Annotated in this window: 27 protein-coding genes; 7 read left to right on the forward strand and 20 right to left on the reverse strand. The window is 68.5% G+C overall.

The annotated features are described in order from the left end of the window. Window positions 1-139 precede the first annotated feature (139 nt). Both C1706_RS05860 and C1706_RS05865 read right to left on the reverse strand, forming a co-directional pair. Entirely contained in the window at window positions 140-454 is a 315-nt protein-coding gene (locus tag C1706_RS05860; RefSeq protein WP_129458285.1) for a hypothetical protein, read from the reverse strand. 3 nt (window positions 455-457) lie between these two features. Continuing rightward, window positions 458-793: an SHOCT domain-containing protein gene (locus C1706_RS05865; RefSeq protein ID WP_164987449.1), complete on the reverse strand. Its 336-nt coding sequence runs from the start codon at window positions 791-793 to the stop codon at window positions 458-460. A gap of 155 nt (window positions 794-948) precedes the next feature. Here C1706_RS05865 and C1706_RS05870 point away from each other — a divergent pair, with 155 nt between their 5' ends. From C1706_RS05870 to C1706_RS05880, 3 genes are all read left to right on the forward strand, one after another. Continuing rightward, window positions 949-2,127: a sensor histidine kinase gene (locus tag C1706_RS05870; protein ID WP_129458287.1), complete on the forward strand. Its 1,179-nt coding sequence runs from the start codon at window positions 949-951 to the stop codon at window positions 2,125-2,127. Then, on the forward strand, window positions 2,124-2,852 hold the full coding sequence (locus C1706_RS05875) for a response regulator (protein WP_129458288.1): 729 nt from the start codon (window positions 2,124-2,126) through the stop codon (window positions 2,850-2,852). Before C1706_RS05870 ends, C1706_RS05875 begins: the two co-directional genes overlap by 4 nt. Window positions 2,853-2,927: 75 nt before the next feature. Then, window positions 2,928-5,615 carry a tetratricopeptide repeat protein gene (locus C1706_RS05880; protein ID WP_129458289.1) on the forward strand — a complete coding sequence of 896 codons (2,688 nt, stop codon included), beginning with the start codon at window positions 2,928-2,930 and terminating at the stop codon, window positions 5,613-5,615. Between the two features lie 6 nt (window positions 5,616-5,621). Here the strand turns inward: C1706_RS05880 and C1706_RS05885 are convergent, their stop codons facing one another. The 3 genes from C1706_RS05885 to C1706_RS05895 all read right to left on the reverse strand — a co-directional run bounded on the left by C1706_RS05885 (window position 5,622) and on the right by C1706_RS05895 (window position 8,860). After that, window positions 5,622-6,392 (reverse strand): alpha/beta hydrolase, encoded by a 771-nt coding sequence (locus tag C1706_RS05885; protein WP_164987450.1) that lies wholly within the window; start codon window positions 6,390-6,392, stop codon window positions 5,622-5,624. Window positions 6,393-6,408: 16 nt separating this feature from the next. Continuing rightward, window positions 6,409-8,271 carry a dihydroxy-acid dehydratase gene (ilvD, locus tag C1706_RS05890; RefSeq protein ID WP_129458290.1) on the reverse strand — a complete coding sequence of 621 codons (1,863 nt, stop codon included), beginning with the start codon at window positions 8,269-8,271 and terminating at the stop codon, window positions 6,409-6,411. Between the two features lie 67 nt (window positions 8,272-8,338). Continuing rightward, window positions 8,339-8,860: a hotdog fold domain-containing protein gene (locus tag C1706_RS05895; RefSeq protein ID WP_129458291.1), complete on the reverse strand. Its 522-nt coding sequence runs from the start codon at window positions 8,858-8,860 to the stop codon at window positions 8,339-8,341. 59 nt (window positions 8,861-8,919) lie between these two features. On the opposite strand from C1706_RS05895, the gene serB reads away from it, so the two are divergent. Continuing rightward, window positions 8,920-10,104, forward strand: a complete 1,185-nt coding sequence (gene serB, locus C1706_RS05900) for a phosphoserine phosphatase SerB (protein ID WP_241653458.1) — start codon at window positions 8,920-8,922, stop codon at window positions 10,102-10,104. 2 nt (window positions 10,105-10,106) lie between these two features. On the opposite strand, the gene C1706_RS05905 is transcribed toward serB, so the two are convergent. Together C1706_RS05905 and C1706_RS05910 are read right to left on the reverse strand one after the other, a co-directional pair. After that, complete coding sequence (locus C1706_RS05905; RefSeq protein ID WP_129458292.1) at window positions 10,107-10,493, reverse strand: DUF1304 domain-containing protein; 387 nt, start codon at window positions 10,491-10,493, stop codon at window positions 10,107-10,109. Between the two features lie 85 nt (window positions 10,494-10,578). Next, the gene (locus C1706_RS05910; RefSeq protein WP_129458293.1) at window positions 10,579-11,049 is read right to left on the reverse strand and encodes a helix-turn-helix transcriptional regulator; all 471 of its coding nucleotides are present in this window, start codon (window positions 11,047-11,049) and stop codon (window positions 10,579-10,581) included. Window positions 11,050-11,206: 157 nt separating this feature from the next. Here C1706_RS05910 and C1706_RS05915 point away from each other — a divergent pair, with 157 nt between their 5' ends. Further along, entirely contained in the window at window positions 11,207-12,052 is an 846-nt protein-coding gene (locus C1706_RS05915; protein ID WP_164987451.1) for a siderophore-interacting protein, read from the forward strand. A 21-nt stretch (window positions 12,053-12,073) separates the two neighbouring features. Here C1706_RS05915 and C1706_RS05920 read toward each other — a convergent pair whose 3' ends face one another. From C1706_RS05920 to C1706_RS05935, 4 genes are all read right to left on the reverse strand, one after another. Next, window positions 12,074-13,282 carry an MFS transporter gene (locus tag C1706_RS05920; RefSeq protein ID WP_180316837.1) on the reverse strand — a complete coding sequence of 403 codons (1,209 nt, stop codon included), beginning with the start codon at window positions 13,280-13,282 and terminating at the stop codon, window positions 12,074-12,076. Window positions 13,283-13,438: 156 nt separating this feature from the next. After that, window positions 13,439-14,158, reverse strand: a complete 720-nt coding sequence (locus C1706_RS05925; protein ID WP_129458295.1) for a hypothetical protein — start codon at window positions 14,156-14,158, stop codon at window positions 13,439-13,441. Then, window positions 14,155-15,015: an ATP-binding cassette domain-containing protein gene (locus tag C1706_RS05930; RefSeq protein WP_129458296.1), complete on the reverse strand. Its 861-nt coding sequence runs from the start codon at window positions 15,013-15,015 to the stop codon at window positions 14,155-14,157. Before C1706_RS05930 ends, C1706_RS05925 begins: the two co-directional genes overlap by 4 nt. Before the next feature lie 58 nt (window positions 15,016-15,073). Further along, window positions 15,074-15,697 carry an SWEET family sugar transporter gene (locus C1706_RS05935; RefSeq protein ID WP_129458297.1) on the reverse strand — a complete coding sequence of 208 codons (624 nt, stop codon included), beginning with the start codon at window positions 15,695-15,697 and terminating at the stop codon, window positions 15,074-15,076. A 94-nt stretch (window positions 15,698-15,791) separates the two neighbouring features. Here C1706_RS05935 and C1706_RS05940 point away from each other — a divergent pair, with 94 nt between their 5' ends. Further along, entirely contained in the window at window positions 15,792-16,298 is a 507-nt protein-coding gene (locus C1706_RS05940; RefSeq protein ID WP_129458298.1) for a glycine cleavage system transcriptional repressor, read from the forward strand. Continuing rightward, entirely contained in the window at window positions 16,295-17,290 is a 996-nt protein-coding gene (locus tag C1706_RS05945; RefSeq protein ID WP_129458299.1) for a pirin family protein, read from the forward strand. The genes C1706_RS05940 and C1706_RS05945 overlap by 4 nt, the downstream gene beginning before the upstream one ends. Before the next feature lie 185 nt (window positions 17,291-17,475). Here the strand turns inward: C1706_RS05945 and C1706_RS05950 are convergent, their stop codons facing one another. From C1706_RS05950 to C1706_RS05990, 9 genes are all read right to left on the reverse strand, one after another. Further along, window positions 17,476-20,559, reverse strand: a complete 3,084-nt coding sequence (locus C1706_RS05950) for a LysM peptidoglycan-binding domain-containing protein (protein ID WP_164987452.1) — start codon at window positions 20,557-20,559, stop codon at window positions 17,476-17,478. After that, window positions 20,559-21,050, reverse strand: a complete 492-nt coding sequence (locus C1706_RS14960; protein ID WP_129458301.1) for a TadE family protein — start codon at window positions 21,048-21,050, stop codon at window positions 20,559-20,561. Before C1706_RS14960 ends, C1706_RS05950 begins: the two co-directional genes overlap by 1 nt. After that, entirely contained in the window at window positions 21,047-21,418 is a 372-nt protein-coding gene (locus tag C1706_RS05960) for a TadE family protein (protein ID WP_129458302.1), read from the reverse strand. Before C1706_RS05960 ends, C1706_RS14960 begins: the two co-directional genes overlap by 4 nt. Next, the gene (locus C1706_RS05965) at window positions 21,415-21,618 is read right to left on the reverse strand and encodes a hypothetical protein (RefSeq protein WP_129458303.1); all 204 of its coding nucleotides are present in this window, start codon (window positions 21,616-21,618) and stop codon (window positions 21,415-21,417) included. The genes C1706_RS05960 and C1706_RS05965 overlap by 4 nt, the downstream gene beginning before the upstream one ends. A 26-nt stretch (window positions 21,619-21,644) precedes the next feature. Continuing rightward, window positions 21,645-22,523, reverse strand: coding sequence for a type II secretion system F family protein (locus tag C1706_RS05970; protein WP_129458304.1), 879 nt, complete (start codon window positions 22,521-22,523; stop codon window positions 21,645-21,647). Beyond that, window positions 22,520-23,251, reverse strand: a complete 732-nt coding sequence (locus C1706_RS05975) for a type II secretion system F family protein (protein ID WP_164987454.1) — start codon at window positions 23,249-23,251, stop codon at window positions 22,520-22,522. Before C1706_RS05975 ends, C1706_RS05970 begins: the two co-directional genes overlap by 4 nt. Before the next feature lie 125 nt (window positions 23,252-23,376). Beyond that, a complete protein-coding gene (locus tag C1706_RS05980; protein ID WP_129458306.1) occupies window positions 23,377-24,789 on the reverse strand; it encodes a TadA family conjugal transfer-associated ATPase in 1,413 nt (470 codons plus the stop codon). After that, window positions 24,786-25,556, reverse strand: coding sequence for a CpaE/TadZ family protein (locus C1706_RS05985; RefSeq protein ID WP_129458307.1), 771 nt, complete (start codon window positions 25,554-25,556; stop codon window positions 24,786-24,788). The genes C1706_RS05980 and C1706_RS05985 overlap by 4 nt, the downstream gene beginning before the upstream one ends. Further along, on the reverse strand, window positions 25,553-26,176 hold the full coding sequence (locus C1706_RS05990; RefSeq protein WP_129458308.1) for a hypothetical protein: 624 nt from the start codon (window positions 26,174-26,176) through the stop codon (window positions 25,553-25,555). The genes C1706_RS05985 and C1706_RS05990 overlap by 4 nt, the downstream gene beginning before the upstream one ends. Window positions 26,177-26,392 lie beyond the last annotated feature (216 nt).

Here is a 26,392-nt window from a genome sequence, read left to right on the forward strand (position 1 = left end):
GACAGGGCCGACCTCCGCTCGCCTCTTCCAGGAGGCAGACGGCGGTTCAGCGCGCCGCGATGCGTACGCGAGTGGTGACGCCCAACGACGAAGCGGCCGCACGGTGGAGAGCCACCGTGCGGCCGCGCCGTTCCAGACGTCAGCGGCTGTGGATGAGGCTGAGCCGCTCCAGGTAGTCGTCTGGGCTGATCTGCCCGTCGGCTAGCCGGTGAGCGAGGATCCGCTCGGGATCCGGCCGGAAGCTCATCGTGGGGCGGGCGCCGCAACCGGGCTCACGTTCGCCCTCATCGGATGCCGTGACGGGGGCGACGTTCCCCTCGGGCAGAGAGGCGCCGTGGTGCATCCACGGCGGCGGGCCGAAGCGTCGCGGAGGGCCAGCCCACACGAAAGGCCCGATCCGTCCGAACCGCGACAAGGCGAAGAGGAACACCAGCGCAAGCAGCAGCACACCCACGGCTCACTCCTTCCCGGACGGTGCGGACGGGTCGGTCGGGGTCGAGCGACGCAGGACGCTGCTGCGCTCCAGGTACTCCTCGGGCGTGATGTCGCCGTTGGCGAGACGTTCTGCCAGCCGGGCCAGCGCCTCGTCCTCGGCGGTGGGGTATCCGGAGCCGAAAGGTCGTCCGGCGGGGAAGGTGCGGCCGCGAGCACCGGGCGCGAAGCGGACAGGCCCGAGGCGCCCCTTGCGTAGCAAGAGGAACAGCGCCGCCCCGATCAGTAACAGGGGGATCAGCATGGGAAGGAAGAAGAATCCGGGGCCGCCCATGTGGAGCGGGATATGAGTCGGTGTCATGTCAACCATGGAACGCGACGCCAGCCTCGCAACCATCGGGACAGGAGCTGAACTTCACACCTGCCTCGTACGTACCGGTGCGTAGGCGCGCTACGTCAGGGGGCGTAGTCGCCTGGGCCGATTCGCTCGCGCGCGTGGCGTCGTAGGCTGCCCGCATGAGTCGTCGCGTCGGCCCCTGGATAGGGCACGTCGTCGCGGGCATGGCGTCTGCCGCCTCGTTGATCGGCGCCGCACGGCTCGGCACCCGGGGCATGGTCGGCCCGCGCGGACGGCTGGGCCCGATGATGCTCGAACCGCTCGATCCTCGCCTGGGTGTGGCCGCGCTCATCGTCGCGGTGAGCATCGTCGCGATGCGCCGGTGGCCCCGGGTGGCGTACGACGTAGCGGCGCTGGCCCTCCTGGGCTACGGGGTGGTGGGGGGCCCTGCAGGGGGGCTGTACCTTCCCACCGTCGTGATCACCTCGCTGCTGGTCGGACGCCTCGGCCTGCGGGACGCCGCGGTGTACCTCGTCGCGGTGCCGGTGGTGGTCGGGGGCGCTGGGTTGACCTCGAAGGAGCTGCTGGCCGATGACCTCCGCTCCTGGTGGCTGCTGATCTCGGGGATCGTCTGGGCGCTGCTCCCGGCTCTCGGCGTCGCCGTTCTGGACTCCCGTAAGCGTGCGGCACGGCGCGAACACGAGGATGCGCTGGAGCGCGCCGCCGCCAACGAGCGGCTGCGGCTCGCGCGGGAAATCCACGACGTGGTGGGGCATTCGCTATCGATGATCTCGCTGCAATCGGGGGTTGCGCTGCGGGTGCTGGACAACGATCCCGCCCAGGTGAGGGCCTCCCTGGAGGCGATCCGTGGGGCGTCCAAGGACGCGTTGACCGAACTGCGCCACACGCTGGGGGTGTTTCGTGGGGACGGTGTCCGCTCCGACGTCGACGATGCTCCCCGCACCCCCACCCCCACGATCCCCGCGCTGGGCAGGCTGGTGGATGAGGTGAGCGCGGGCGGGGTCCGCGTCACCCTCGCTCCGCTGCCGGACGCCTCGGGGATCGGCGCCGCCGAGCAGGCCGTCACGTTTCGGATCGTCCAGGAGGCCTTGACCAATGCGGTGCGTCACGCGCCCGGCCAGCCGGTCTCGGTCGGGGTCCGCCGCGAGCCCGACAGCCTCATCATCACGGTGGAGAACGCGCTGCCCACGGGCGACCCCGCACCGGTCGTGGAGGGCGGCGGGCTATGGGGCATGCGGGAGCGAGTGTCGGCGCTGGGTGGCACGCTGGTGGTGCAGCGGCGTCCCGCGAGTTTCGTGGTGACCGCGACGCTCCCCGCCGCCAGGAAGGACGCATGAGCGACAAACCCCAGCCGAGGACGGCTGCCTCCACCCCGCTCGACCCGGCCCCGAGCGAGTCTCCTGCGGCGGAGATCGGCGTCCTACTCGCGGACGACCAACCCCTGGTCCGCATGGGGTTGCGTGCGCTGGTGGCGTCCGAACCGGGCATGCGGGTCGTGGGGGAGGCGTCCGACGGCGACGAGGCGATCGCCGCAGTACGGCGGCTGCACCCTGAGGTGGTGCTGATGGACATCCGGATGCCCGGCACCGACGGGTTGACCGCGCTGCGCACCCTCACCGCCGACCCGTCCTTGGCGAGCACACATGTGGTGATGCTGACGACCTTCGAACTCGACGAGTACGTGTTCTCTGCCCTGGAGGCGGGGGCGTCCGGGTTCCTCATCAAGGACGCCGACCCTGAGGACATCGTCCGGGGCATCAAAGCGGCCGCGTCCGGGGAGAGTCTGCTGTCGCCGACGGTGACCCGTCGGGTCATCGCCGCGTTCGCGCCGGGACGCCGCCGCTCAACCGCCGCGCCTCACCCGGGGCTCGCCGACCTGACCGACCGCGAACGCGAAGTGTTGAGCCTGGTCGGCCAGGGCCTCAACAACGACGAGATCGCCGGGCGGCTCTTCATCACCAAGGCGACCGCCCGCACCCACGTCAGCCACATCCTGCTCAAACTCGGCGCCCGCGACCGCCCTCAACTCGTCGTGATCGCCTTCCAATCCGGCTTGGCCTGAACTCATCGACATTTCGTGGCGGTTCCCCTAGACGCCCCTCCATGCCGCTAGATTCACCCTGAAAGGGTGATTCCCGTGGGCAAAGGCGTGTCGATTGCGGCTGCGGCGGTGCCGTGGGTATTAGCGGCGTTCGGTTTTCCGTTGCCCGTCGTCGTGACCGGGGGGCTAGCTACCCTCAACGCGGTCCTCAACGCGCTTCCCCCGCGCGAGAAGGCCTTGAAAGACTTTGTGGCGAAGGCAGCCAGCGACCTCGACAACTCCTGCGCAGACGAGTTCCGCGCCCTCGGCGAAGCGGACAAAGACATCGTTCACGAATGGTTGATCGCCCGATTCGAGTCGGTGGATCGTGAGGCCACGCTCGGCGCCGCACTCCTGGGGCGAGACCAGTTCAGCGCCGCGCTGCTGGGCGAGTCGCTCCCTCACTGGGATGCGGACCGGCTCGGCTACCTACACGCCGTCGCTACGCAGGTGCATAGCGTGGTGTTGCAGTTCGCGCAGAGCCGCGACGTGCTGGGCAAGGCGACGACAGCGGCTTTACGGATGATCGTCTACGCGTTGGCCACTCGCCCCACCCATGACGAGGTGCGCCGCATGATCGAGCAGGCGGTTATGGGCGAGTTGGCCTTGCGCCCCATCATCGCGGGGTCGCGCCCACGCCTGGCTGCCGGTTTCGTGGCGCGCGACGAGATGGCAGCGCTCCGGAGCGCCTTGGGCGAGGGCGGCGTCGCGACGATCTGCGCGCTCGCGGGCATGCGGGGCGTGGGGAAGTCCCAGCTCGCGAGCGCTTTCGCCCAGGAGGCCGAGGAGGCCCGGTGGCCCTTCGTGGGCTGGGTGTCGGCCGAGTCACGCACCCAAGTGGTCAGCCAGTTGGCGGACATTGCGCTGACCAGCGGAGTGTCCAAGGAAACCGAGCCGGAGAAGGCAGCGAAGGCCTTGCTGGTCTGGCTGAACGGCCAATCGGGGGATCGGCTGCTGGTGTTCGACAATGTGGAACGCCAAGACGACCTGGAAGGGTGGTTGCCGCGCGGCCCAGGCATGCGCGTGATCGTGACCTCGACCGCCCACACGCTCACCCTGGGCACGCCCGTCCCGGTGGAGGTGTACTCCCCCGATCAGGCCGTGGAGTTCCTGCTCGACCAGACACGCCTCGATGACCGCGTGGGCGCTGCCACCCTGGCCGAGGATCTAGGACGCCTGCCCGTAGCCCTCACCCAGGCTGCTGCTGGGATCCGGCTCTGGGGTCTGGATTTCACTTCCTACCAGGAAGAGTTGGCCCAACAACCACTCGACGGCGTGATGCTCCGCAGCCGTGGCGAGCCCTACCCCAGCAAGGTCGGGGCGGCCCTCCACCTGGCCTACACTAAAGCCGTTCAACGCATCGCCGACGACCACGGCCCATCCGCGGCAGACGCGGCCAGCGCCATCTTGGCCGCGATGACACTGTTGGCCGATTCCGGGGTGCCGCGCGCATGGGTCATGCACGCCACCGAAGACACGCGAAGCGCACGCACGGCGGTGGGAGCGCTGCTGGAGAACTCGATCCTGACGTTGTCCGAGGATGGGTCCCTGGTGGCACTCCATCGGCTGCAAAGCCAAGTGATCCGCGAGGACCTAGATTGCGGCGGCTCCTCCTCAGCGCCCCAGGAGGCCGCACTCCGCGTCTTGTGCTCCGCCAAGCTGGACGCCGGCGGATACCCAACCCAGCGCGAGACGCTAGCGCTTCTAGCCACACAGTTGTTGTCCATACTTGCCCAGCCAAACTCCCACGCATGGGCCGAGTCACCAGCGATCTTAAGTCTGGCCGCCTCAGCGATATACCAGTCCAATCAGCTCGTCTACCCCAACGTGGCGATCGAACTCGCTGAGTTTGTGGACGTTACCGCCCGGGTCCTGGGACCAAACCACTATGGCACTCTAGCCAGCCGCCATAATCTCGCAAGTGCTTATGAAGCAGCCGGACAATACGCCCTCGCGATTCTCCTCCACGAGACCTTGGTCACCGATACCGAAGAGTTCCTCGGGCGCAACCACCCGGACACTCTCACTTCTCGCAACAATCTCGCCTGCGCGTACCAAGCGGATGGGCGGTTCGATGCAGCCATTTCCCTCCACAAGACCACACTCTCGGACCGGTCCCGCACGCTCGGGGCAGATCACCAAGACACCCTCACCAGTCGCCACAACCTCGCCTTCGCTTATCAGGAGTCCGGCCAGCCTGACGTTGCTACACCGCTATACGTCTCTGTTCTTGCTGACCGCATCCGTGTGCTAGGCCGCCGCCACCCCGACACCCTCTCCACCCGCAACAACCTGGCCAACACATACCAGCAATTCGGAAAATTAGATCGCGTCATTCCCCTCCTTGAGAGCACCGTCAGTGACGCCGAACACGTCTTCGGACACAGTCACCCATATACCCTCACCAGCCGGAACAATCTCGCTGTCGCCTACGAGACGGATGGTCAACTCAGCCTTGCCGTGCCCCTCTACGAGGCGACCCTCCGTGACCGGATATCTGTCCTTGGACACAGCCACCCCGAAACCTTGACCAGCCGCAACAACCTTGGAATTGCCTACTGGAAACAAGGCCTTCATACCGAGGCGTTGCTGTTGTTGGAGGAAGCGGCCAGCGTGGCGGAACGCGTACTCGGTTCAGCTCATCCCCTCACCACCCAGTTCATCAGCAACAGGGACAATGCGCGTCAGGCGCTGACGCAGGGCGACTCCGATGACCGCAGCTGGAACATCGACTCCTCCCCGTGAAGCACATCAAGCAGTCACCGCCAGGAACTCCAGGACGCTTCCGGTGATGGCGACCTCGGCGTCGGCGCGGGAGACGGTGGGGACGCCGTCGCCGGATTGGGGGCCGTAGCGGCCGAAGAAGGAATGCACGGCGCCCGGGACGACGACCTCGCGGCTACCGGAGGGGAGCAATGCCATTCCGGCGGTGACCTTGGCTGCGTCCGCGACGCCGTCGTGTTCGGCGCGCAGGCTCAGCGTCCGCAAGGAGGCGCCGGTGAGGTCGGCGCCGTCGGGTGGGTAGGACGCCTCCAAGATGAGGCCCGCGGCGGGTTGGCGTCCGGAGCGGAGTTCGTCGGCGAGGTACTGGGCGGCCATCGCGCCGCCCAGAGAATGCCCGGCGAGCACGACCTGCTGGCCCGCCCCGTAGCGCTCGATAAGGGCCGTCGCGCGGCCCGAGTTGGTGACGGCTAGGTCGAATGCGAACTCCGGGATGACCGTCGTGTAGCCGTGGGTCGCCAGGACGCGGGCCTGCCATTCGTAGGCCTGCGGGCGGACCAGGCCACCCGGATAGAACACGATCAGGACGTCGCGGGACGGCGTCCCCGCGGGCGGGCGCACCACGATCACCGGGCCCGACGCGTCCTCCAGGGTGGGCGTCACGGCGACCGTGGCGGCGTCGGTGATGGCGTCCTGACCCAACACGAGCGGCGGGCGCACCAGGATCGGCCACGCCCACCCGACGCCGAACGCCAACCCGACCACCAGCAGCAGGCCGACCCACCGCAGCGGGCGCCTCATCGGTGCGTCGCCCGCCTCAGTCGAGCTGACGCCGTGCCGCGCCCTTGTCGGCGGACAGTGCCAGGGACGCGTAGATCTTCAGCGCATTGCTGACCACGCGCTCCCGATTGACGGGCTTCCAGCCGCGCTCGTCCTGCTCGGCTCGCCGCACCGCCAGCTCTTCATCGGTCAGTTCCACGTTGATGGAACGATCCGGAATCGAGATCGAGATGATGTCGCCGTCGCGGATCAGGCCAATCGCGCCCCCCGCGGCCGCCTCCGGGCTGATGTGCCCCAACGACAGACCCGAGGAACCCCCCGAGAACCGGCCGTCGGTGATCAGCGCACATTTGGGCCCCAGCCCCACACCCTTGAGGTAGGAGGTGGGGTACAGCATCTCCTGCATGCCCGGGCCGCCCTTGGGGCCCTCGTATCGGACGACGACCACATCACCGGCGACGATCTTCCCGCCGAGGATCATCTCCACGGCCTCGTCTTGGCTTTCGGCGACCTTCGCCGGTCCCGAGAACACCCACTGATCCTCGGGGACGCCCGCCGTCTTCACGATGGCGCCGTCCACGGCGATGTTTCCCTTCAGCACTCCCAGGCCACCATCGACGGTGTAGGCGTGCTCGGCGTCGCGGATGCACCCGCCAGCGGCGTCCAGGTCGAGGTCGGCCCAACGGTTCGTGGACGAGAACGCCACCGTGGTGCGGACGCCGCCCGGCGCCGCGAACCACAGGTCGGCGGACTCGGCGGTGGCGTGCCCGCCGCGGATGTCCCAGGCGTCCAGCCAGGCGTCCAGCGACGGCGCGTGCACCGCGTGGACGGACTCATCCAGCAGGCCGCCGCGGCGCAGTTCACCCAAAATGGCGGGCATGCCGCCCGCCCGGTGGACGTCTTCCATGTAGTAGTTGGTCGTGTTCGGCGCCACCTTGCACAGGCATGGGGTGGTGCGGGAGAGGGCGTCGATGTCGTCCATGGTGAAGTCGACCTCAGCCTCGCGGGCCGCCGCCAGGATGTGCAGCACGGTGTTCGTGGAGCCGCCCATCGCCACGTCCAGGCGCATCGCGTTGCTGAACGCCGCCTTGGTCGCAATCGAGCGAGGCAGGACCGAGTCGTCGTCGTCCTCGTAGTAGCGCTTCGCCAGCCGGACGGCGAGGCGTCCGGCCTCTTCGAACAGGCCCTTCCGGGCGGACGCCGTCGCGAGCGTCGACCCGTTGCCCGGGAGCGACAGGCCCAGCGCCTCGGTGAGGCAGTTCATCGAGTTCGCGGTGAACATGCCCGAACACGAACCACACGTCGGGCACGCGTTCTGCTCGATCGCCATGATCTCTTCATCGTTGACCGAGGAGTCGACGGCCTTGACCATCGCGTCGATCAGATCCAGGCGCACCGAACCGCCCTCATCGGGAGCCCCCGACACGATCCGGTCGCCGAGCATCCGGCCCGCCTCCATGGGGCCGCCCGAGACGAACACGGTCGGGATGTTGAGCCGCAGCGCCGCGAGCAGCATGCCGGGGGTGATCTTGTCGCAGTTGCTGATGCAGATCAGCGCGTCGGCCTGGTGGGCGTTGACCATGTACTCCACCGAGTCGGCGATGACCTCGCGGCTCGGCAGCGAATACAGCATCCCCGAGTGACCCATGGCAATGCCGTCGTCGACGGCGATCGAGTTGAACTCCCGACCCACGCCGCCCGCTTCGGCGACCGCGCCCGCGACGAGCTGGCCCATGTCCTTGAGGTGGACGTGCCCAGGGACAAATTGGGTGAAGCTGTTGGCGATCGCGACGATCGGCTTCCCGAAGTCACTCTCGGTCATCCCGGTGGCGCGCCACAGGGCGCGCGCACCGGCCATGTTGCGGCCGTGCGTGGTGGTGCGGGAGCGGAGCTGACCCATGAAAACCTCCTGGTGGTAACTCCCCCAGATTAGTCCGGACGCCGTCAGGCACGCAGATGCGTCCGGTCTAGTCGCGGCGTTTGGCGGGGCTGATCCAGATCGTGATGTCGCAGTGGACCGATTCCACACCTGCGGCGTCCACCAAGGAGACGGGCACGACAACCTCGACCCCGGAGGTGATCGTGGCGAAGTCGGGCAGCGGATCCACCGTGGCGGTCGCGGTCAGCCCTCCTGTCGTCTTGGCGAGGTAGCGAGCCTGCATCGCTTTGGGAATCCAGCGGTGCGTCGTGGGAACGGACGCCTCCGCGAGCATCCCCATGGCGACCTCGGCGAGGTTGCAGGCGGCGATCGCGTGGAAGGTGCCGATGTGGTTGCGCATCCACCACCAGCGTGCCGCCGTGACGACGCAGCGGCCCGGCTCCAGCACGCGGACGTGTGGCAGCACCGTGACGAAGTAGGGGGCTTTGAGGGCTGCGGCCACCGAGAACAGCCGGGTGCCGAGCGGTCCGGGCAGCGCGGTCAGCCGCTGCCACAGCCGGTAGGTGTCGCGCCGATCCTCGTCGATCGGGCGTCTGCGGGTGCGTCCCATCGATCCAGGCTAACGGGCAGCCAAACCATCCGAACCCCCAACCTGGCAGGATCAGGGCCGTGCAGGATCGGCTCACGCTCTCAGCGACACTCACCGGACCCGACCGCCCCGGCATCACCCAGGCGCTCATGAGCGCCATCGCGGGTCTGGGCACCGAAGTCCTCGACCTCGAGCAGGTCGTCGTCCGCGGACAGGTGACCATCGCCGTCCTGCTCGGCTCGCTGCCCGCCGACCTCGACACCCTGGAGGACCGGCTCGCCGGGACGTGCGCCCGGCTGGGCTACCGGCTCAGCATCGACGAGGGCGTCGGCGACAACCCACCCCGACTCAAGCGCGTCGTCGTCACCATCCTGGGACGCCCCCTGCGCGCCACCCACCTGGCCGCCGTGTCCAGCGTCATCACCGAGCACGGCGGCAACATCGACCGCATCCGACGGCTCTCCCGTACCCCGCTGACCACCCTCGAACTCGTCGTCTCCGGCACGGACGTGGCGCACCTGCGTCCGGCACTCGCCGCGACCGCCGCCGAGACCGGCTTCGACGTGTCCGTCTCCCCCGCAGGGCTCGCCCGCCAGGGCCGCCGCCTCGTCGTCATGGACGTCGACTCCACACTCATCCGCGACGAGGTGATCGAACTCCTCGCCGCGCACGCAGGCAAACAGGACGAGGTCGCCGCCGTCACCGCCGCCGCGATGCGCGGCGAACTCGACTTCACCGCCTCCCTGCATCAGCGCGTCGCAACGCTGGCCGGGCTACCCGTGTCGGTGTTCGACGAGGTCCGCGACGACATCCGGCTCACCCCCGGTGCCCGCACCCTGGTGGCAACGCTGCGCGACCTAGGTTTCGCGATCGGCCTGGTCAGCGGCGGATTCATCGAGGTGGTCGGACCGCTGGCGGCGTCCCTGGGCATCGAGCACGTCCGCGCCAACGCCCTGGAGGTCGTCGAGGGGCACCTCACCGGACGCGTTGAAGGTCAGGTCGTCGACCGTGCCGTCAAGGCCGAAACGTTGAAGGACTTCGCCGCGGCGGAGGGCCTCCCGTTGAGTCGCACGGTCGCCGTCGGGGATGGCGCCAACGACCTCGACATGCTCGCCGCCGCGGGGCTGGGGATCGCGTTCAACGCCAAGCCAGCGGTGCGCGCCTCCGCGGACACCGCCCTCAACCTGCCCTACCTGGACGCCGTCCTGTATCTGCTGGGATTCAGCCGCGAAGAGGTCGAGGACGCCGCCGCGCAGCGGCTGTGACGCTACAGCGCGAGCGCGAGGATGACCGCCAGCACACCCAGGGCGGGCAGGAGGCCCTGCTTCAGCGCGGCGCCACGGTTGTTCGGGCTCGTCACGAACAAGACCAGCGCGGCGGACGCCATCGATCCGGCACCGGCCAACACCAAGGTCGCGCCGACGTCCAGGCGACCGACGGCCACGAGCACAATCCCGAGCGCAACCAGGATCGCAAGGAACAGGTTGTAGAAGCCCTGATTGAACGCCATGCTGCGCGTGGCCTCGGCCTCCTCCTGCGTCGTGCCGAAGGTGGCGCGGGTGCCCGGACGCGTCCACGCGAAGGACTCCAGGAAGAAAATGTAGACGTGGATGAGGGCCGCCACCCCCGTGAGCACGAGACCTGCGATGAGCATGGTGCTGATGTCCTTTCCGCTACGCGCCTGCCGAACGAACAGCCGTCGATAACGGCGTGTCGGCGCAACGCACGATACTCGGGCTTCAGGTGCGCAGGTGGTGCGCCTCGCGGCCGGGCGTGACGCCAAACTCGGCCCGGTAACGGGCGATGAACGTCGAGGGCGTGTAGCCACAGGCCTGCGCGGCTTGGCTGACGCTGGCACCTTCGCGCAAATGCCGAGCCCCGGCGATCACCCGGCTCCTGGCTCGCCATTGACCAAACGACAGGCCCGTCTCCCGCAGGAACGCGCGCTGCACGGTGCGGACGCTCACCCCCGCCGCAAGAGCCAACTCGTTGAGCGATTCGGGGGCAGCGGGGTCGGACAGGATCTGGTGGGCGATACGTCGGGCGCGGGGCTCCTCCGGCAGGGGCGGCGGCGCAGTGCGCACCCAGGGCAGGAGGGCCGCCATCAGGTCGGACATCGCCGCCCCCACCCCGTGCCCTGGTTCGGTGAGCGGCGCCGCGAGCCGGTTGAGTTCCTCGGTGCGCGGCAAGGTGAGGGCTCGCGGACCCATGCCAACTCATCGACGGCGTGCGCCTTCGCCAACGGCCGTAGCCGCAAGCGGGGCTGTTGCCCTCGATGCTGTTGGTTCATGTCGCATCCCCCGCATCATTGTCAGGCCTCCACCATGAGGCATGCCTTATCGTTTAGGCAAGGTTAACGTTGCCGATATGTCCACCGCTGTCGCGCCCGCAGATCCTCGTCGCGGGGTTTCGACCGTCCTGCATCCCTTGGCCGCCCGCGTCCTCGACGTCGTCCACGTGGAGGACCTTAGCCCGCTCATGCGCCGCGTGGTGCTGAAGGGCGATCAGGTTGCCTCGTTGCCCTTCCTCCCCTGGGCGGCCACCGACCACATCAAGATCGTGCTGCCCGACGCGGACGGACACGTCGCCGTGCCGCGCATCGAAGACGGGCGCGCCCACTGGGACGACTTCACCGGCATCACACGGGACTACACCGTCCGCACGGTCAATACCGTCACGAACGAACTCACTCTCGATGGCGTCGTCCACGCCCACGGCCCGGCCGGACGATGGTTCCTCAATGCCGCCCCCGGGGCACGCCTCGGCGTTCTCGGGCCTCGCGGCAGCCACCTGTACCCACCCGGCTACGGTCACTACATCCTCGTCGCGGACGAGACGGCGCTGCCCGCGCTCGGTCGCTGGCTGGACCAACCCGGCCTGCGCACCCATCTGACGGTGATCGCGGTCGCCTCGACGCCGGATCCCTACCCGTTGCCCCAGCCTGGTCGTCGCTCCACCGTCGACTGGCGACCGCACGTGCTCAGCGATCCCCTCAAGCGCGGGTCGTTGTTGGCTCATGAGGTCACCGAAGCGCTCCGCACCAGCCCGTGCCCCCATGACGTGTTCGTGTGGGCTGCCGGAGAGGCCGGAGCCATGAGGTCCGTCCGGGGGGCGCTGCGCGACGCCGGCCTTCCCCGCTATGCCATGGATGTGGACGGGTACTGGCGGATCGGAACCGCCAACCTGGACCATCACGCGGAGCGTGCCGACTAAGGCCAGGATCGACATAACGCGTCAGGTGGACGCGGCCGCCCCGGGCGCGGAGGGCCGCCCCACGCGGTACCACGGGATGATGCTCAGCAGCAGCGTCGCCCCGGTCAGGAAGAACGCCCACCCGAAGCCGAAGGCGTCCGCGATGAACCCGGCCAGCAGCGTGCCGACGATGGCGCCCAGATCACCGGCCATGGAGAACACCGACAGCGCCTGACCACCGTTGCGGTTCGAGCCGATGATGTCGGCCATCATGGCTTGGGAGGCGGGCTGGATCATGGACGCGCCCACGCCCCCGACCAGCGACAACCCGACGAACACCGGCAGCATTTCGGCCCACCCGAACACCAGCGTGCTGAACCCGCTGATCAGCAGGCCAGTCATCAGCACCGGACGCCGACCCACCGCGTCCACCATGCGTCCGGTGAACTGTTGCCCGATGACGTTGCCGATCGCGAACAAGGTGAGGGCGAACCCGGCCATGGGCGCGCCGAGGGTAGGCAGTGCGGACGCCATCAACGGCACCAGCGCGATCCTGACGCCGAACGTCGACCAGCCATTAGCGAAACCGGACGCCAGCAGCGCGCGATAGTGAGGCAGTTGCCACACCTCGTGCAAGGTGACGCGAGGCCGGGCATCGTCGGAGGACTCTGCTGCTGCGGGATCCCGCAGGAACAGCACGACGACAAGGATCGCGATGCTCACCGAAACGCCGTAGATGAAGAGCGCCAGGCGGTAGCCGAACCCCACCAGGAACGACCCCAGGATCGGGCCGCAGATGTTGCCGATCAGGAACGCTGATCCATACAGAGCCGACATGCGCCCGCGCGCCTGGACCGGGGAGAGCCGCACCAAGAGGCCCATGGACGCGACGCTGAACGTTACTGACCCGATGCCACCCAGGCCTCGCCACACCAGAAGATCCCAATAGCCTTGCGCGGCCGCGCACAAGAACGAGGACGCGGCGACGCCCGCCAGCCCGGCGATGTACATCCAGCGTTCGCCGAAGCGGGCGATCAGGGCGCCCGCGCCGGGCGCGAACAGCATCCGTGCGAGCGCGAAGACGGTCACGATGGCCGACGCGGCGCCATAGCCGACGTCAAAGCTCGCCGCGAACTGTGGCAGCACGGGGGCGATCAGCCCGAACCCGAGCGCGATCAGCAAAGCCGCGGCGACCAGCACCCAGATTTCGCGGGGGATCGGCTCGCGGGTTCGCCTGATGGCAGCGCTCACGGCCCTCCTGTCTTGCGACGCTCGCGGCGTCCCTGTCGAGTTGTCACCCCGGTGGCGATGCTCACGCTCACCGACGGGGGAACATCTCCCCCATTGTGCCGTGTTGCCAATCGGCGTCCAGCAGTTGCCTCGCCATGCCCAGCGCGGCAAGTGGTTTCACAACTCGGCGCCGCGGAAAGCGAACCAGGACGCGACCACCGGCCCCACCGTGCACAGGGCCCACAGGGCGACCGCGCCCGCCTCGCCCACAGCCCCCAGCCCGGACAGACCACGCAACGCCATCACGATCACGGCCAGCGCCACCACGATGAGCAGCACGACCATCCAGCCGCGACGGTTCCACCGCAGCAGCGCCACGACCGTGGCCATGACGCACGCCAGCAGGGGCAGGAGGTAAATGCTCAGCAGTGCCCAGGACGCCGTCGCCGCGGCGCCTTGCCCCGCTGGTGAGGACGACGTCCCTACCGCGAGGACGAGTGGCCCCTGCGGTCCCACGAGGGAGCGTTCGATCGACGCGCCGACCAGGTTCACGGCGTGCTGCCCATAGGGCGCGGCCATCGTGAGGAGCGTCGCCGCAACGAACACCGTGCCGCGCGTATGGCCGAGCGTGAGCGCGTAGCGGGCCCCACCCCACCACAGAAGCGGGACGCCGATCACCCCGCACAGCACCAGCACCCCGGCCGCCGAGGTGTCGAGGGGGGAACGGTCGGCACCCGCCGCGCCGATGCGCGCCACCGCGGCCGCCACCAGCCAGGCCACCAGCGGCCACCACAGCCGCCACCCGGCGCGTCCCGACACCGCCGCAAGGGCCGCCGCCAGCGTCCGCACGCGCCCAGGTGGTCGCCTCGACTCGGTCAGCGCGCCCGTGGTGCTCATCGTCCCTCCCAGTGGGTGTCCGTCAGCGCCGTGACAAGGTCGTCCAGGCCGAGGGAGTGCACGCGCCGGTGAGCCCCCGGCGGGACCGCTGCGACGGGGACGACAGCGCTCGAATGATCGTCCCGCCGATCCACAGGCCCCAGATGCGGCATCGCCACGAGCGCGTCGAAGTCTCCGTCCAGGCGCACCCAGCCCGCGCGCACCTCCTCCAGCGGCCCCGCGGCCACCACCCGTCCCGCAGACAGGACGATCACCCGATCCACCAACCCTTCCCACGTCGCTATGTGGTCGGTGGCGATCACCCACGTTCGGGGCTGGCGTCCGTGCTCGTCGGCGAGCGCCTCCGCCAGGCGCGCACGCTGCGAGGTGTCCGCGACCGCGTCGGGCTCATCCAGCAGGGTGCAGCGCGCGCGGACGGCGAGCGCCAGGCAGGCGGAGGCGATCGACTGCTCTGCGCCACTGAGATGGCGCAGAGCGGTGCCGGGAGCAAAGCCCAGGCGTCCCAGGAGTTCGATGGCACGCACCGGATCAGCATGCGGCTGGACCCGAGCCAGGTCGCGCGCCATCGACGCCACGCTCGCACCGGTTGCCCCGGGCCAGCGCCCCGTCGAGAGATAGGTCAGCCCCGGATGGTCCCCCACCTGGGACGCTTCGACCCCGCCAACGCTGGCCGTCCCGCGGTAGCGCGGCAGGCGTCCAGCGAGCAATCGCACCAGCGTTGTGCGTCCGGCGCTCGCGCGTCCGAGCACCCCGACGACGCTGCCAGCAGGAACGTCGACGGTGATGTCATCGAGGGCGATCGTGCGTCCCCATCGCACGCCGACGTCCTGCAAGGTCAGTGCAGCGGCGGTCGTCATGAGGGGTAGGGTTCCCGGTCCGGGTGAGCGGCGCAACCCCGGGCGTGCCGCACCGGCGTCAGACGACGGCGTCCTCAGGCACTACCGCGACGACGGGTTCAGCGTTCTTGATGCGCGTCAGCCACAGCGCCAGGTTCACGACCCCGATCAGGCCGATGGCCGTCGAGCAAATCTGGGTCGAGAGGTCGCCGACCGCCGCACCCCAGCTCAGCCACATCACCTGAATGACCACGGCGATGATGATGTAGCCGCCCGACAGCCCGGTGATGTCAGGGGCACGGATCAGGTCGCGCGTTTGGCCGACCATGCCGACGGCGGCAGGGATCACAGCCAGCACGCCGAACCAGCCCGGAGGGGCGACCAGTTCGACCCCGATCATGATGACGCCGACGACCAGCCCCCAGGGCCACACCTTGACGGTCGGGAGGCGACGGTCGCGCTGCAGCATCACCAAGACGCAGGCGGCGAACACTGCGCCCATCACGTTCGGCACGATGATGTTGGGGTGCCCGACGTTGATGCCGTGCGCCGTCCAGCCGATCCCGGCACCCAACAGCAGTTGCCACATGAGCAGCGAAACTCCGCTGCTCGTCCCAGCCCGCAGGAGGCGTACCACCTGAGGCAACGAACCGAACATGCCGACGAGGGCACATATCCAGCCCCAGACCACCACCAACCCCACGACTCACCAGCCTAAGAGCCGAAGGGGTCTCCGGGTCAGACCGGAGCCATCGGTTGCCATAGTCGTGCGGGTATCACGCAACTAGGGTGGCGGCATGAGCATCCTGGTGATCACCGTGATCGGAACCGATCGCGCCGGCCTCGTGAGCGCCCTGGCGGGCGTCGTGGCCGACCATGGGGGCAACTGGACGCGCAGCCAGCTTGCCGAACTCGCGGGCGCGTTCGCGGGCATCGTCGTCGTGGAGGTCCCCGACGCCCACGTGGACGCCTTCACCGCCGACGCGCTGGCCATCGACGGCCTCGAGGTCGTCGTCCAAGGCGGCCACGAAGCAGAGGCTGCTCCCCGGCAGGTCACCCTCGAGGTGCTGGGCAACGATCGACCCGGCATCGTGAAGGAAATCTCCCGGGTGGTGGCGCGTCACGGGTTGTCGATCCTGGAACTGACCACCGACACGCGCGAGGCCCCGATGACGGGCGGGCGACTCTTCGAGGCGCGACTCGTCGTCGAGGTCACGGATCCGGCCGACCTGGAGCGCGTCCACGACGATCTGGAGCAGATCGCCGCCGAGTTGATGGTGGACCTGTCGTGGGGTGAAGCGTGAGCGTCGTCCTTCTGGCGCCGACTACAACCCTGGCCGGCGACGGCAGCACGACCGTGTCGCGGACGCTCCCGCAGCGCGGACACTTGGGCGTGGGGCCCTGGTGGTTCGTTGACGCGTTCGGTGGCACCCAACATGACGGGGATTCCGACGGCGGGGGTTCCGGCGGCGGCGGATCAGGCGGTGGGCGTTTCGACGGCGGCGGATCTGCTGGCCACCCGCCCGGCGGGGCGCCGCACGGACACGCGGGCATGCAGTCGATGACGTGGCTGTTCAGCGGGGCGCTGCGCCACACCGACGGGCTCGGCACGGACGCGGTGGTGCGCGCCGGTCAGGTGCTGATGTTCACGGCGGGCGACGGTGCCGTGCACACGGAAACGCCGGTGGGTGAGGAACCCGCGCGCGGCGTCGCGTTGGGGTTGGTTCTGCCGCCGCACGAGCGACACCGGGCTGCTTCGGTCGAGGAGTTTTGGCCCGAGCCGGTGCGGTTCGGGGATCACGAGGTGGCGATCTTCGTCGGGGAACTGGGCTGGGAGGACTCCCCGGTTGAGGTGTTTTCCCCGGCAGCGGGGGCGGAAGTGCGCTTCGCCTCGCATGACCCGTGGACAGTGCCGATCCCCGAACGGTGGGAGTTCGGCGTCCTGGCCTTGGACGATCCCGTGTGGGTGGATGGCATTCAGGTTCCCCCCGGTCACCTGGCGCTCGTCTCGGGGCAACCGTCCTTCGACGTCAGCGCTCAGGCCGATGCTGGCACTGTTGTCCCGGCGCTGGTCCTCGGCGGGGAGATCCCCGAACCCTTCGTCCCCTGGTGGAACTTTGTCGGCGCCGACCACGATGAGATCGCCTCGTGGTGTCGCGACTACGAGGCAGCCAGGGGCCTGGGCGACGGGAATGCGGCCCGTTTCCCGCTGCCACCTGGGGTCACTCCCGCTGACCTGATCCCCGCGCCCCCGCTGCCCGGGGTCCGCCTGCTGCCCAAGCACCGCGATCAGTAGCCTCCGTTCTCTCAGTGGCTGCACCGGACGCTAACCTCCGCTCCCTGGGTGGCCAGCGCGGAGCACTCCCCTCCACCCCTCAACGCGAGCCGCACACCGATCGGTTACCCCCACGGGTGTTGGCGCCTAGCGGCTGCACACCCGCCTGAGCTAGAAGCATTCGCCTCTGGGTCAACGGCAGGGGGTCAACTGCGGGCGCGTAACCGTCCCTCCACCGCCTCCTGGCACGCGTCTACGGTCTCAGGTAGGAGGTCAATCCCCAGCGTGCGCGCGGTACGCGTCACGCTGTGCACAAGCCGACGCACATCATCGGTACGGCCCGCCTGCTGCTCGGTCTTGATCCGCTCCACCATCAACAGTTCGTCCTCGGGGGCGGCCACGAGTGCTCGACTCGCCGCCCAGCGGGCCGTCTCCACGTCACCCACGGCGCGCGCCTTGCGCGCCGCGACGACACCGACATCCCGGATGAGCGCCCCCGCGTCCGCGCGCAACTCCTCCGCCCAGCCCCACTGTCCGGGCGCGGCGTCCGCCAAGGGGGCTCCCCGCACCATGCGCAGCGCCGCCAGCAAATGCTCCAGCCCAAGACCGTTCACCCCGGGGGCAGTCAGCACAAGGAGGTCCCCCCAATCGGAGGAGACGTCATCGGCGAGTTGAATGCGTCCGGAGTAGGCGTCCGGCAAGAACAAGGACCCCTCGGGCCCGGCTCCGAGCCACGTGCGCAGCCGACTCATGTTCGAACGGCGCGTCCCCTCGGCAACCAGAAGCGCACGCCCCATCTGCTGCGGGGAAGAGCCCGGATGGAGGTGCAACCAGGCGCAGTACTCGACGCACTGCCGCAGCGCCCGAGTGGGCGCCTGCCCGGCGCATCCGGTCAGTTCGATCGGGCCAAGGAGGTGCAGGCGCGGGAGGTCCCCACACGCGCCGGTCTCGGGCTCCGGTGGGACTTGCGTCCCCCAGCGCACATCGGCTTCCTGACGTGCCCCGTCATTGCCGGGTCGCAGCGACACGATGTCCATGGGGTCCCCTTCTCGCCACCAGGGCGCAGGTTCTGTGACGGAAGTGGTGGCGAGGGCGAACAGGTCGGTGATCGCTTCTCGCGTGTCGGCGCTGATGGTTTGCGGTCGCACCGTCCGCTCCCCCACGTGGACGGCAGGGCAGGCGGGCGGTTCCACCGCCGCGTGAGGCGCACCCCCAGCCGTCACCTCGGGCGTCCAGTCAAGACGCCAGTCGGCAGCAGAACTACTCTCCTCCAGGCCGAGAACGGCCGCGATGCCGTCCTCCTGCCCATCGACAGCCGTCCGGACGCGTTCTTGTTCCGCTTCGCTCAGGGACCGCTCAAAGAGCCACACCTGGGGTGGCCAGATTCCCGCCAGGTCAGGGTCGAGATGCCGCTGCCGCCACGGACGCGCATCCTCCGCTGCCGCTCGCGCTGAGGCTGCGCCCTCTAGAGCACGCAGCGCTTCCGCGACATCGCTGTGCGCCGTGATCCGCGCCGACCCCGAGGCAGCGACGAAGGCGGGATCGTCGGTCATCACGTGCAGATCGAGTTCGTCAGCCCAGGGCGCGCACCCCAGTTCGATCAGCAGGGAGGACAACACTTCGTCTCGGCCCTGCCCGGCTTCACACGCGATGGCGAGCACTCCCGACTCCAAGGCGTCGAGCATGACCACCCCGGATTGCCTGTCCCGCCCCACCGTCACGAGGGCCGGGAAGGCGACCGGCCCATCACCGTCGGCGACCCCCGACAACGTTGCCCACGAGATCACCAGCGCCGTTCCGATGCGAGCGAACCCGTCCGGCGCCGAGGAGGGATCCTCAGTGAAGTCGAAAGTAACTCCCGTCTCGTCCAAGGTTGCCGATGCAAGGTTCCTGACCTCGCCGGGGGCCCCGCGCCAATGAGCCGCGATCTGGCGCATGGCTCGCGTCAGGAGGACGTCCTTTCGAGCGGACGCCACACCGCCAGGCAGGTTCGTGAGTGCCGCTGCGTCGCGCCGGATCACCGGCGCCGACGGATCGCCGCCTGCCCTCACAGCGGGCAGGGGCGCGGCCACAGCAGGCAGAGGCGCGGCGGCGACGTGCTCCAACGCCGTGGCATACCGGCTGAGGTCCGCCCCCGGCTGCACGAATCGTCGACCAACCGGGCGCGACTGGCGCTGAAGGCGACGCGCCAGCGCCACACCACCCAGCACCGCAGCCGCCGAGATGGCCGTCAGCCCGCCAGCCAACTCCTGAGTTGAGGGAACACGGGAGACCTCGCTCGCGGCCGGCGTCACCGTCGCCGAGGGGGTCAGTGACGGTGTTGTCTCGGCAGTGCCATCCGCCCCCGGGGTGGTCGCTGTGGCCTCACCTGTGGTGGATGCCGCGGCCTCACCTGTCGTGGGTGCTGCCCCCTCTCCTGACGTGGGCGACGACGTCTCCGTTGAGGGGGGCACTGCGGTCGTCTCGGAGGTGGGCGACGCGGGAGCTTCCGCGGTCTCAAGGCCCACTCCCTCACGCCCCGACCCATCAGTCGTCTGCTGGACCGTTGGGCTCCAGGGCAGACGCAGGGTCCAGCCGATGTCGATCTCATCCGGGTCGTGGATCCGATCGGCGTTCAGGGCGCGGATTTCTGGCCATCGATGTGCATCACCCAAATGGCGCTGCGCCAGCTTCGACAGGGTGTCCCCGCGCTGCACCGTGATCAGCGTGACGGGATCGGGGATCTCCAGATCGGTTCCGCTGACCAGTTCAGCGAGAGGATCTGCGCCCAGCACGGCGTTCGCGGCCGCGATCTGACGCCACTGCACGCCCTCTCCGTAGTACTGCTCAGCGAGACTCCACAGGTCATCACCCGCCACCACGCGGTGGACCACAGCCGGCTTAGCAACAGTCGGTTCCGCCGCCTGTAGCGAGCGTGACTGCGGTTCGGCTGTCACCGAAACCGCGGATGCCGGCGCCACAACTGGCGCTGCCTGCGCCGGAAGGTTCACCGCAGTGAAGGCAACCGTCAACAGGCCTGCGGCAAGGGCGCGCGGGAAGCCGAGGCCGACCAACCGAACGTGAGGCCGCCACCCTGAGAGCCGAATGACGACCTCGATGAGCACCGCCAAGCTCCACCATGCCCACGCCAGCCACGCAGCGGCCGTCATCACGAGCAAGGCAGGCCGGACGTCGGACAGGCTCCACACCGCTATTGCTGAGACATCGGTGAAGCCGAGCCTGAGGAGAGCAAGCGGCGGCCCCACCGCGAGAATCACCAAGGTGGCGACGGCCAGCAGTCGACGCATCATCATCGTCTCCCTCGAAAGCGGTCGAGCGTGGAGAAGGAATCGCCCTGGATCGGGATCTCGCCGGGGACTCCGGGTAACAGCAGATCCGCCACCGGCACGCGGCAGGTGACCGACGCACGGACCGCGCCTTCCTGTCCGAGTGGCGCGGCAAAGGCAGATACGTCCAGGCGGAGGTTCCAGGTGGGTCGGCACCGGACCCCTGAGGCGCGGGCGTCCCCCTCCAGGACGGTCTGTGCCTGGGATCTCGCTGAGCTGGCGTCCCGAGCTAAGGAAGCCGTTCGTGCGGCAGAATCGGCCCACTGACGCACCGCGATCTGTGTCGTGGCCAGCCGTCCGGCGAACAGCATCAGCCCGGCGACCAACAGCAGCGCCGGCACCATGATCGCGAATTCGACCGTTGCGGCGCCTCCGTCGCCTGTCCGACACCCGACCCGTCGGGTAACCGGGCGCAGGCGCGCCCGTCCAGCGACGAACTCATGCCTCACCGTCATGGTTGGGTCACGCGCTCTTTGGGTCGGGTCGCCTGGTGGCTCACCGCAGTTTGGCCTAGGTCAACGAACGTGGGCATCGTTCCGCGCACCGTCACGCTCACGGCGGTGGGGCTCGCCGTGAGATGGACGTCGACGCCCATCAGCCCTCCCGCAGCGGCGACACGGTTCGCCGTAGCCTTCGCGTCATCAACCGTTGCGTCGGCAAGGGCTCCGCGCTCCGCGCCCGCGATCGCGGCGTTCGTGGCGACTGTTGTGCCGTGCGCCCAGAGCCCGACCTGGAGGATCCCGAAGACTGTCAGCAGGATCACCGGCAAGAGGATCGCCCACTGCACCGAATCGGTGATCCCCCGCTCGCTGCGGCTGGTCATCCGGGGATGGTGGCGAGCTTGTTGTGGACCAACGCCGTCACCACTCCCACGATCGCGAGCGCAACCGCTGCGGCGCAGGCCAGCAGGATGGCCTGTTCGGTCGACTGCGAGACGCCGCGCTCCCCACGACGATGCGCCTGCCCGTCGGTGGGCAGGAGCAGCAAAGCGAAGCTGAGAAGACGGTAGAAGGAAAGGGTCATGGTTGTTCTCCTTGGGGGTGGGTGGATCAACCGCTGGTCGCGAGTGTGAGCAGCGGGGGTACGAGGAAGAAGAGCCCCAAAACGAGGCTGGGAAGGACCATCCACACAGTCATCCGCTCCGACAACTGCGTGGCAGCCACCTTGGCTTGCGTGAGGTGCGCATCACGCAACTCACGGACACGCGCGCGCAGTGTCCGTGCCAACGAGGCGCCCGCCTCATCGAGGCGCATGACATCAACGAGGTCGGCGAGCGCGGGTAGTTCTAGTTCGCGTGACAATCGGGTGAGATCCGCGTAGGGAGCACGTTGCTCGAGCCTGGCCCGTTCCAACACCAAACGAATCGAGCGGAACAGGGGGGCATCGGAGAGATCTGCTGCGGCGTGCAAGGACTGGATCGCCGAGCGGTTTGCCAGCCGCTCCAACGTCACCAGATCGAAGTAGGTGAGCAGAGCTTCACCGGCGTCGTCGCTGATGCCTCGTCCGGCTCGACGCAACGCCACGTCCGGCAACAGGTAGCCGGCGACCACTCCCACGGGAGCGAGAAGGGCAGGCAGTGCAGGGGGAGCATCGGCCAGGAGCCACAGCAGTGCCCCCACCAGCATGGGGAGCAGAAGCCCGACGAGCGCTCCCACCACCTTCAGGCTGTAGTGCGTGCTCACAGAACGCCCGCTGAGCAGGAGTTGACGCTCGCGCACCGGATCAACGGCTACACGCCGCACGCGCATCCACCAGGCGCCTGCGCGATCCAGGCCTTCGGGCTCGGTGGTGGTCGCCGCGGCAGGTCGGACCTCGAGCGCCGACAGTGCATCAGCCAGGCGTGCATGCTGAGGCCTGAATGCCATGACGCAGATGACCAGGCCTAAGGCGATGAGGGCACCGGGCAAGACCGCGATGAGCGTCGTCATGCTTGACTCCGCAGAATGCGCGCCCGGTGACGCGGGATGGTCATGCGTTTGAGTTGCAGCAGGGAACCCGCATACAAGGCGACGAGCGCAATCAGCACCGCTTGCCCCGTGGGTGTGCCGTAGGGACGAAAGAAGTCACGCCCGAACACGAGGGCCGCCCCCAAGACCACCACGGTAATCAGCGTGACTTGGCGGACGACGTAGCGCGGCTTTGCTCGTTCCGCCTCGATCTCGCGCATCACCTTGAGGCGCTCCTGAATCGAATCGGCCAAGGCAGCCAGCGTTGTCACAGCACCTTGCCCCCCGCGCTGAGTTGCCAGGATCAAGCTGGCCAAGACGGCGTCCGCGTCAGGTGAGTCGAGTTCGTCGGCCATGCGCAGGAACGCTGCGGGGGCCGACCAGCGGTCGTCGAGCCGTTGCACCATGCGGATGAGGGTGTCTTTCAAGCGTTCGGGCGGGTTCCGAGCGCTGGCCCGCACCGCGTCCGCGATCGAACGACCGGCTCCCATGGTGGCAGCCAGCCCCCGCACCCACCGATCCAACGATTCCAGCAACTCGATGTCGCGCGCGGGGGGAGCGCGCAGCAAGGCAGGGATCCCGATCACCGCGACGGGCATGATGACCACCATCACCGGCCACCCGGTCCACAAGGCCGCCCCTCCCGCCAATACGACCGCGACGAGCAGGAAGACCCATGTTCGGGGGTTCGTCCCCCGGAGTTTGTCCACAGCTCTTGTCCACAGACCTGTGGATGAGTGAGCTGCCGGAGCTTGGGTCAGAGCCCCCGCACCGACGGCGAAGAGGACAACCACGCCTGCGACGGCGAGGCAGGCCCCCAGAACTCCCCAGATGATCATCGCGCCCGCCAATCGGACCAAAAGGGCTCAAGTTCGGCCCACAGGCGGGTCTCGGGGTGGACGGCCGCGTCCTCACCGGCGCGGTAGACCATGTGTGTCACCGGACGGTCGTTCTCCAAAGCCCCCGTCAGGGCAGCCACTTCAGCGACGGCTCGCGTCCGGATTCCACCACGCCACGTGTCGTCTTGGAGACGCACGTAGACGATCAACGCCACATGGTGCGCGATCTGTCGGTACGCCTCGGCCATGCTGATCACGCCACCTTGGGCCACACGCGAGGCGAGTCGATCGATCGTGGACTCAGCCGAGTGCGAGTGCGTCGTGCTCATCGTGCCAGCACCGGACTGCATCGCCTCGAACATGGCGCCCGCTTCCGCGCCTCTGACCTCGCCGACGATGAGCCGCGAGAGATTCTGTCGCAGAGCTTCCGGGATGAGTTCGGCGATCGTGAACTCACCCACGTGACGCCCGTCCGCCACTTCGCCGAGCCCAACGCGAGCCTGGAGCGCGAGAATGTTGCGACGCCCTGGCTGTAAGTGGGTGAGGAGTTCGTAATCGGTCTCCAACGTGCCGAACCGCTCGTTGTCGGGGATGGAGGCGATGAGCGCTCGCAGCAGCGTGGTCTTGCCCGCGCCCTGATCCCCGGCCACCACGAGGGACTTACGCCCCAGCACCGCCGCGTGCAGTAGGCGGCCAACATCCTCTGGCATCATCTGCGCGTCAACCAGATCAGGGAGCGTGACGCTGGTGAGGATGTGCTGGCGGATGGTGATGGAAGGTCGATAGGAGAGCCCGAATCCAATGGCATGGAGGCGGTGCGAGTCGCCCAGGGCCACCGTCATGGTGGGATGGGCGTCATCAAAGGGGCGCGGTGGCGTGACCGATTCGCCGAGGAAGCGGACCGCCTCCACCAGTTCCTCATCGCTATCGGCCACGGGAGCCAGCGCCTCACGATGTCCATCGCCATATTGGGCGACGACGCTGTCGAAACCGTGGATCTCCACATTCTCTGCGCCGGGGAGCGTGAACAGCGGTTGCATGCGGCCGAACCCGAAGATCGCGTCCTCGAGGGCTGAGGTGTAGCGCTGCTCACGATCGACCGTCCACAGATCGCCGAGTTGGCTGCGTTCCTCCGCATGTTCGCGGACGACGCGCCTCAGCACCGCTCGCGCCATGAGCCGTCGATCGGCGTCCCCTAGGGGCATCCCCGTGCGTTCCGCATGCGCCTGGGCGGCCTGGGCCACCTCATCGGAAGCGCGGCGGCGCAAAGTGACGACAAGGCCCCAATCCACATCATCGCGGCTCGGGCTTTCCGCAACCCGCCGAGCGGGGGGCACAGCGACCGCGAAATCGGGACGTTCCTGTAGCAGTGGGACGTCCGCCAAGCGCCGCAGCGAGGTGTCACTCATGAGGCGACCGCCTGATCCCGACGCGCAAGGTGGCCGAAAAGGGCTTCCGCGGCCCTATCCACACTGACCGCGAACGCTGAGCGCGACCAACGACGCCCCAATCCCCCAGGGCCTGCGTGAAGCTCGTCCGCTGCTACGGGATCCCACGCAATCTCGGCCAGGACCGGAACACCGAATTGTTCGGCGACCTCGTCAGCGGCATAGGGGCGCCGGGGGCCCACCAGGACGAGACCCGTGGCCCCCACTTTGGCGATCGCTGCCAGTGCAGCCAGGTGGGGCCGAAGCCCCGACAAGGCGATTAACGATGTTCGACACACCAGGACCACAAGGTCTGCTTCGCGCACGAGCGGATCGGGCAATCCCCGGTGCCCGGTGCGACCGGCGTCGATGATGATGTCCGCCTCGACATTCATCTCAAACGCGTCCAGCAGCGGTGGCCACACCGGATCGAACAGGTCGATGGCTCCCAGATGGGTGAAGCCGGTCAGGAGCGCCCGCGGAGCCTCGTCCCCAGGAAGCGGGGGCAGCGGACGCACGATCGCTTTCAGTGCCTCGGGCAGCGCACTACGCTCCCGGTGCGCCTGCAGAATCGCTTCCAGCCCGGCTCCGGCTGCCTGCCCGTGTAGGTAGCCCGCCATGACCGTCGGAGTGGCAGCACGATCGGCGTCCACCAGCACGGATGCTCTCGGCCACGCCAAGGTCAGCCCCAGTGCGCTCGTCGTCACCCCTGGCGCACCGCTCGCACTGGTCAGCACGATGGAACTCATCGCGTTCCCCCTTGCTGGATGAGGGAGATCCGCTCGGCGGCCGCCAGTCGCGTGACCATTTCTGCTTGATCGAGGGGCACGAAGAGGTCGAAGACCAGCGAGCCGTCCGGCTGGGGTGTGGGTGCGATCACGAGGGTGGCTGGCACAGTTCCGGGCAGCTTTCCCTCCGCACCCGAGTCGGCCAGCGCCACGACGCTCACTGGCGTGCCTGGACGCAGATCACCGACCGGGAATCGGCCCTGGGCGAGCCGCGCACCGACGCGGGCCATCCCCACCGGTTGCGTCGCGTCCGACCAACTCCCCTCGACGAGCAACCCACCAGCGGGCAGGTCGGTGACGGCCGCTCGGCCGGCGACCTCGCCGATGCGGGAGTCGGCGACGGAGCGAACGTCAACACCTGAGCCCACATGCACGACCGAAAAGTCAGTGGGGGCCAGGATCTCACCCCGGTAGACGGTCCGATTCACGCGCAGAACCGGTGTTGATTCCACTGCGCTGAGGTAGGCAAAGGCGGACAGCAACCCGCCTAGGCAGACCGCGACGATACCGAATGCCAACCAGCTGGGGCTGCGCCGCAGCCTCATGAGGGGGCGCGCCGGTGGAGTTTCCTGAGTCGCCATGGGGGGTGGTCCTCATCGTTGTCCGGGGGTGAACGATGCAGACTTTAGGGAACTCTTGGGTAATGGCGCCAGTTGTCACCACCCCGTCTGTGGACAACCGCTGTCGACCGCACAAAGCCTGTGGAAGCCGACGACGCTAAACAGCGATTCCCCTGCCCAAAAAGCTGAGAATTCTGAGGCTTTCTCCACGTCGCTGAGCCCGGCGGTAGCGGGCCG

The sequence above is a fragment of the Propioniciclava flava genome (assembly GCF_004126535.1).
Classification (GTDB): Bacteria; Actinomycetota; Actinomycetes; order Propionibacteriales; family Propionibacteriaceae; genus Propioniciclava; species Propioniciclava flava.

Excerpts from the sequence above, each read along its gene's own strand:
- C1706_RS05950 (WP_164987452.1), bottom strand. The coding sequence starts at position 20,559 with ATGATGCGTCGACTGCTGGCCGTCGCCACCTTGGTGATTCTCGCGGTG.
- C1706_RS05930 (WP_129458296.1), bottom strand. The coding sequence starts at position 15,015 with ATGACGACCGCCGCTGCACTGACCTTGCAGGACGTCGGCGTGCGATGG.
- C1706_RS05960 (WP_129458302.1), bottom strand. The coding sequence starts at position 21,418 with ATGACCAGCCGCAGCGAGCGGGGGATCACCGATTCGGTGCAGTGGGCG.
- ilvD (WP_129458290.1), bottom strand. The coding sequence starts at position 8,271 with ATGGGTCAGCTCCGCTCCCGCACCACCACGCACGGCCGCAACATGGCC.
- C1706_RS14960 (WP_129458301.1), bottom strand. The coding sequence starts at position 21,050 with ATGACGGTGAGGCATGAGTTCGTCGCTGGACGGGCGCGCCTGCGCCCG.
- C1706_RS05870 (WP_129458287.1), top strand. The coding sequence starts at position 949 with ATGAGTCGTCGCGTCGGCCCCTGGATAGGGCACGTCGTCGCGGGCATG.
- C1706_RS05895 (WP_129458291.1), bottom strand. The coding sequence starts at position 8,860 with ATGGGACGCACCCGCAGACGCCCGATCGACGAGGATCGGCGCGACACC.
- C1706_RS05885 (WP_164987450.1), bottom strand. The coding sequence starts at position 6,392 with ATGAGGCGCCCGCTGCGGTGGGTCGGCCTGCTGCTGGTGGTCGGGTTG.
- C1706_RS05905 (WP_129458292.1), bottom strand. The coding sequence starts at position 10,493 with ATGCTCATCGCAGGTCTCGTGCTCACGGGGGTGGCGGCCCTCATCCAC.
- C1706_RS05980 (WP_129458306.1), bottom strand. The coding sequence starts at position 24,789 with ATGAGTGACACCTCGCTGCGGCGCTTGGCGGACGTCCCACTGCTACAG.
- C1706_RS05940 (WP_129458298.1), top strand. The coding sequence starts at position 15,792 with ATGAGCATCCTGGTGATCACCGTGATCGGAACCGATCGCGCCGGCCTC.
- C1706_RS05985 (WP_129458307.1), bottom strand. The coding sequence starts at position 25,556 with ATGAGTTCCATCGTGCTGACCAGTGCGAGCGGTGCGCCAGGGGTGACG.
- C1706_RS05925 (WP_129458295.1), bottom strand. The coding sequence starts at position 14,158 with ATGAGCACCACGGGCGCGCTGACCGAGTCGAGGCGACCACCTGGGCGC.
- C1706_RS05965 (WP_129458303.1), bottom strand. The coding sequence starts at position 21,618 with ATGACCCTTTCCTTCTACCGTCTTCTCAGCTTCGCTTTGCTGCTCCTG.
- C1706_RS05990 (WP_129458308.1), bottom strand. The coding sequence starts at position 26,176 with ATGGCGACTCAGGAAACTCCACCGGCGCGCCCCCTCATGAGGCTGCGG.
- C1706_RS05910 (WP_129458293.1), bottom strand. The coding sequence starts at position 11,049 with ATGGGTCCGCGAGCCCTCACCTTGCCGCGCACCGAGGAACTCAACCGG.
- C1706_RS05915 (WP_164987451.1), top strand. The coding sequence starts at position 11,207 with ATGTCCACCGCTGTCGCGCCCGCAGATCCTCGTCGCGGGGTTTCGACC.
- C1706_RS05875 (WP_129458288.1), top strand. The coding sequence starts at position 2,124 with ATGAGCGACAAACCCCAGCCGAGGACGGCTGCCTCCACCCCGCTCGAC.
- C1706_RS05865 (WP_164987449.1), bottom strand. The coding sequence starts at position 793 with ATGACACCGACTCATATCCCGCTCCACATGGGCGGCCCCGGATTCTTC.
- C1706_RS05970 (WP_129458304.1), bottom strand. The coding sequence starts at position 22,523 with ATGACGACGCTCATCGCGGTCTTGCCCGGTGCCCTCATCGCCTTAGGC.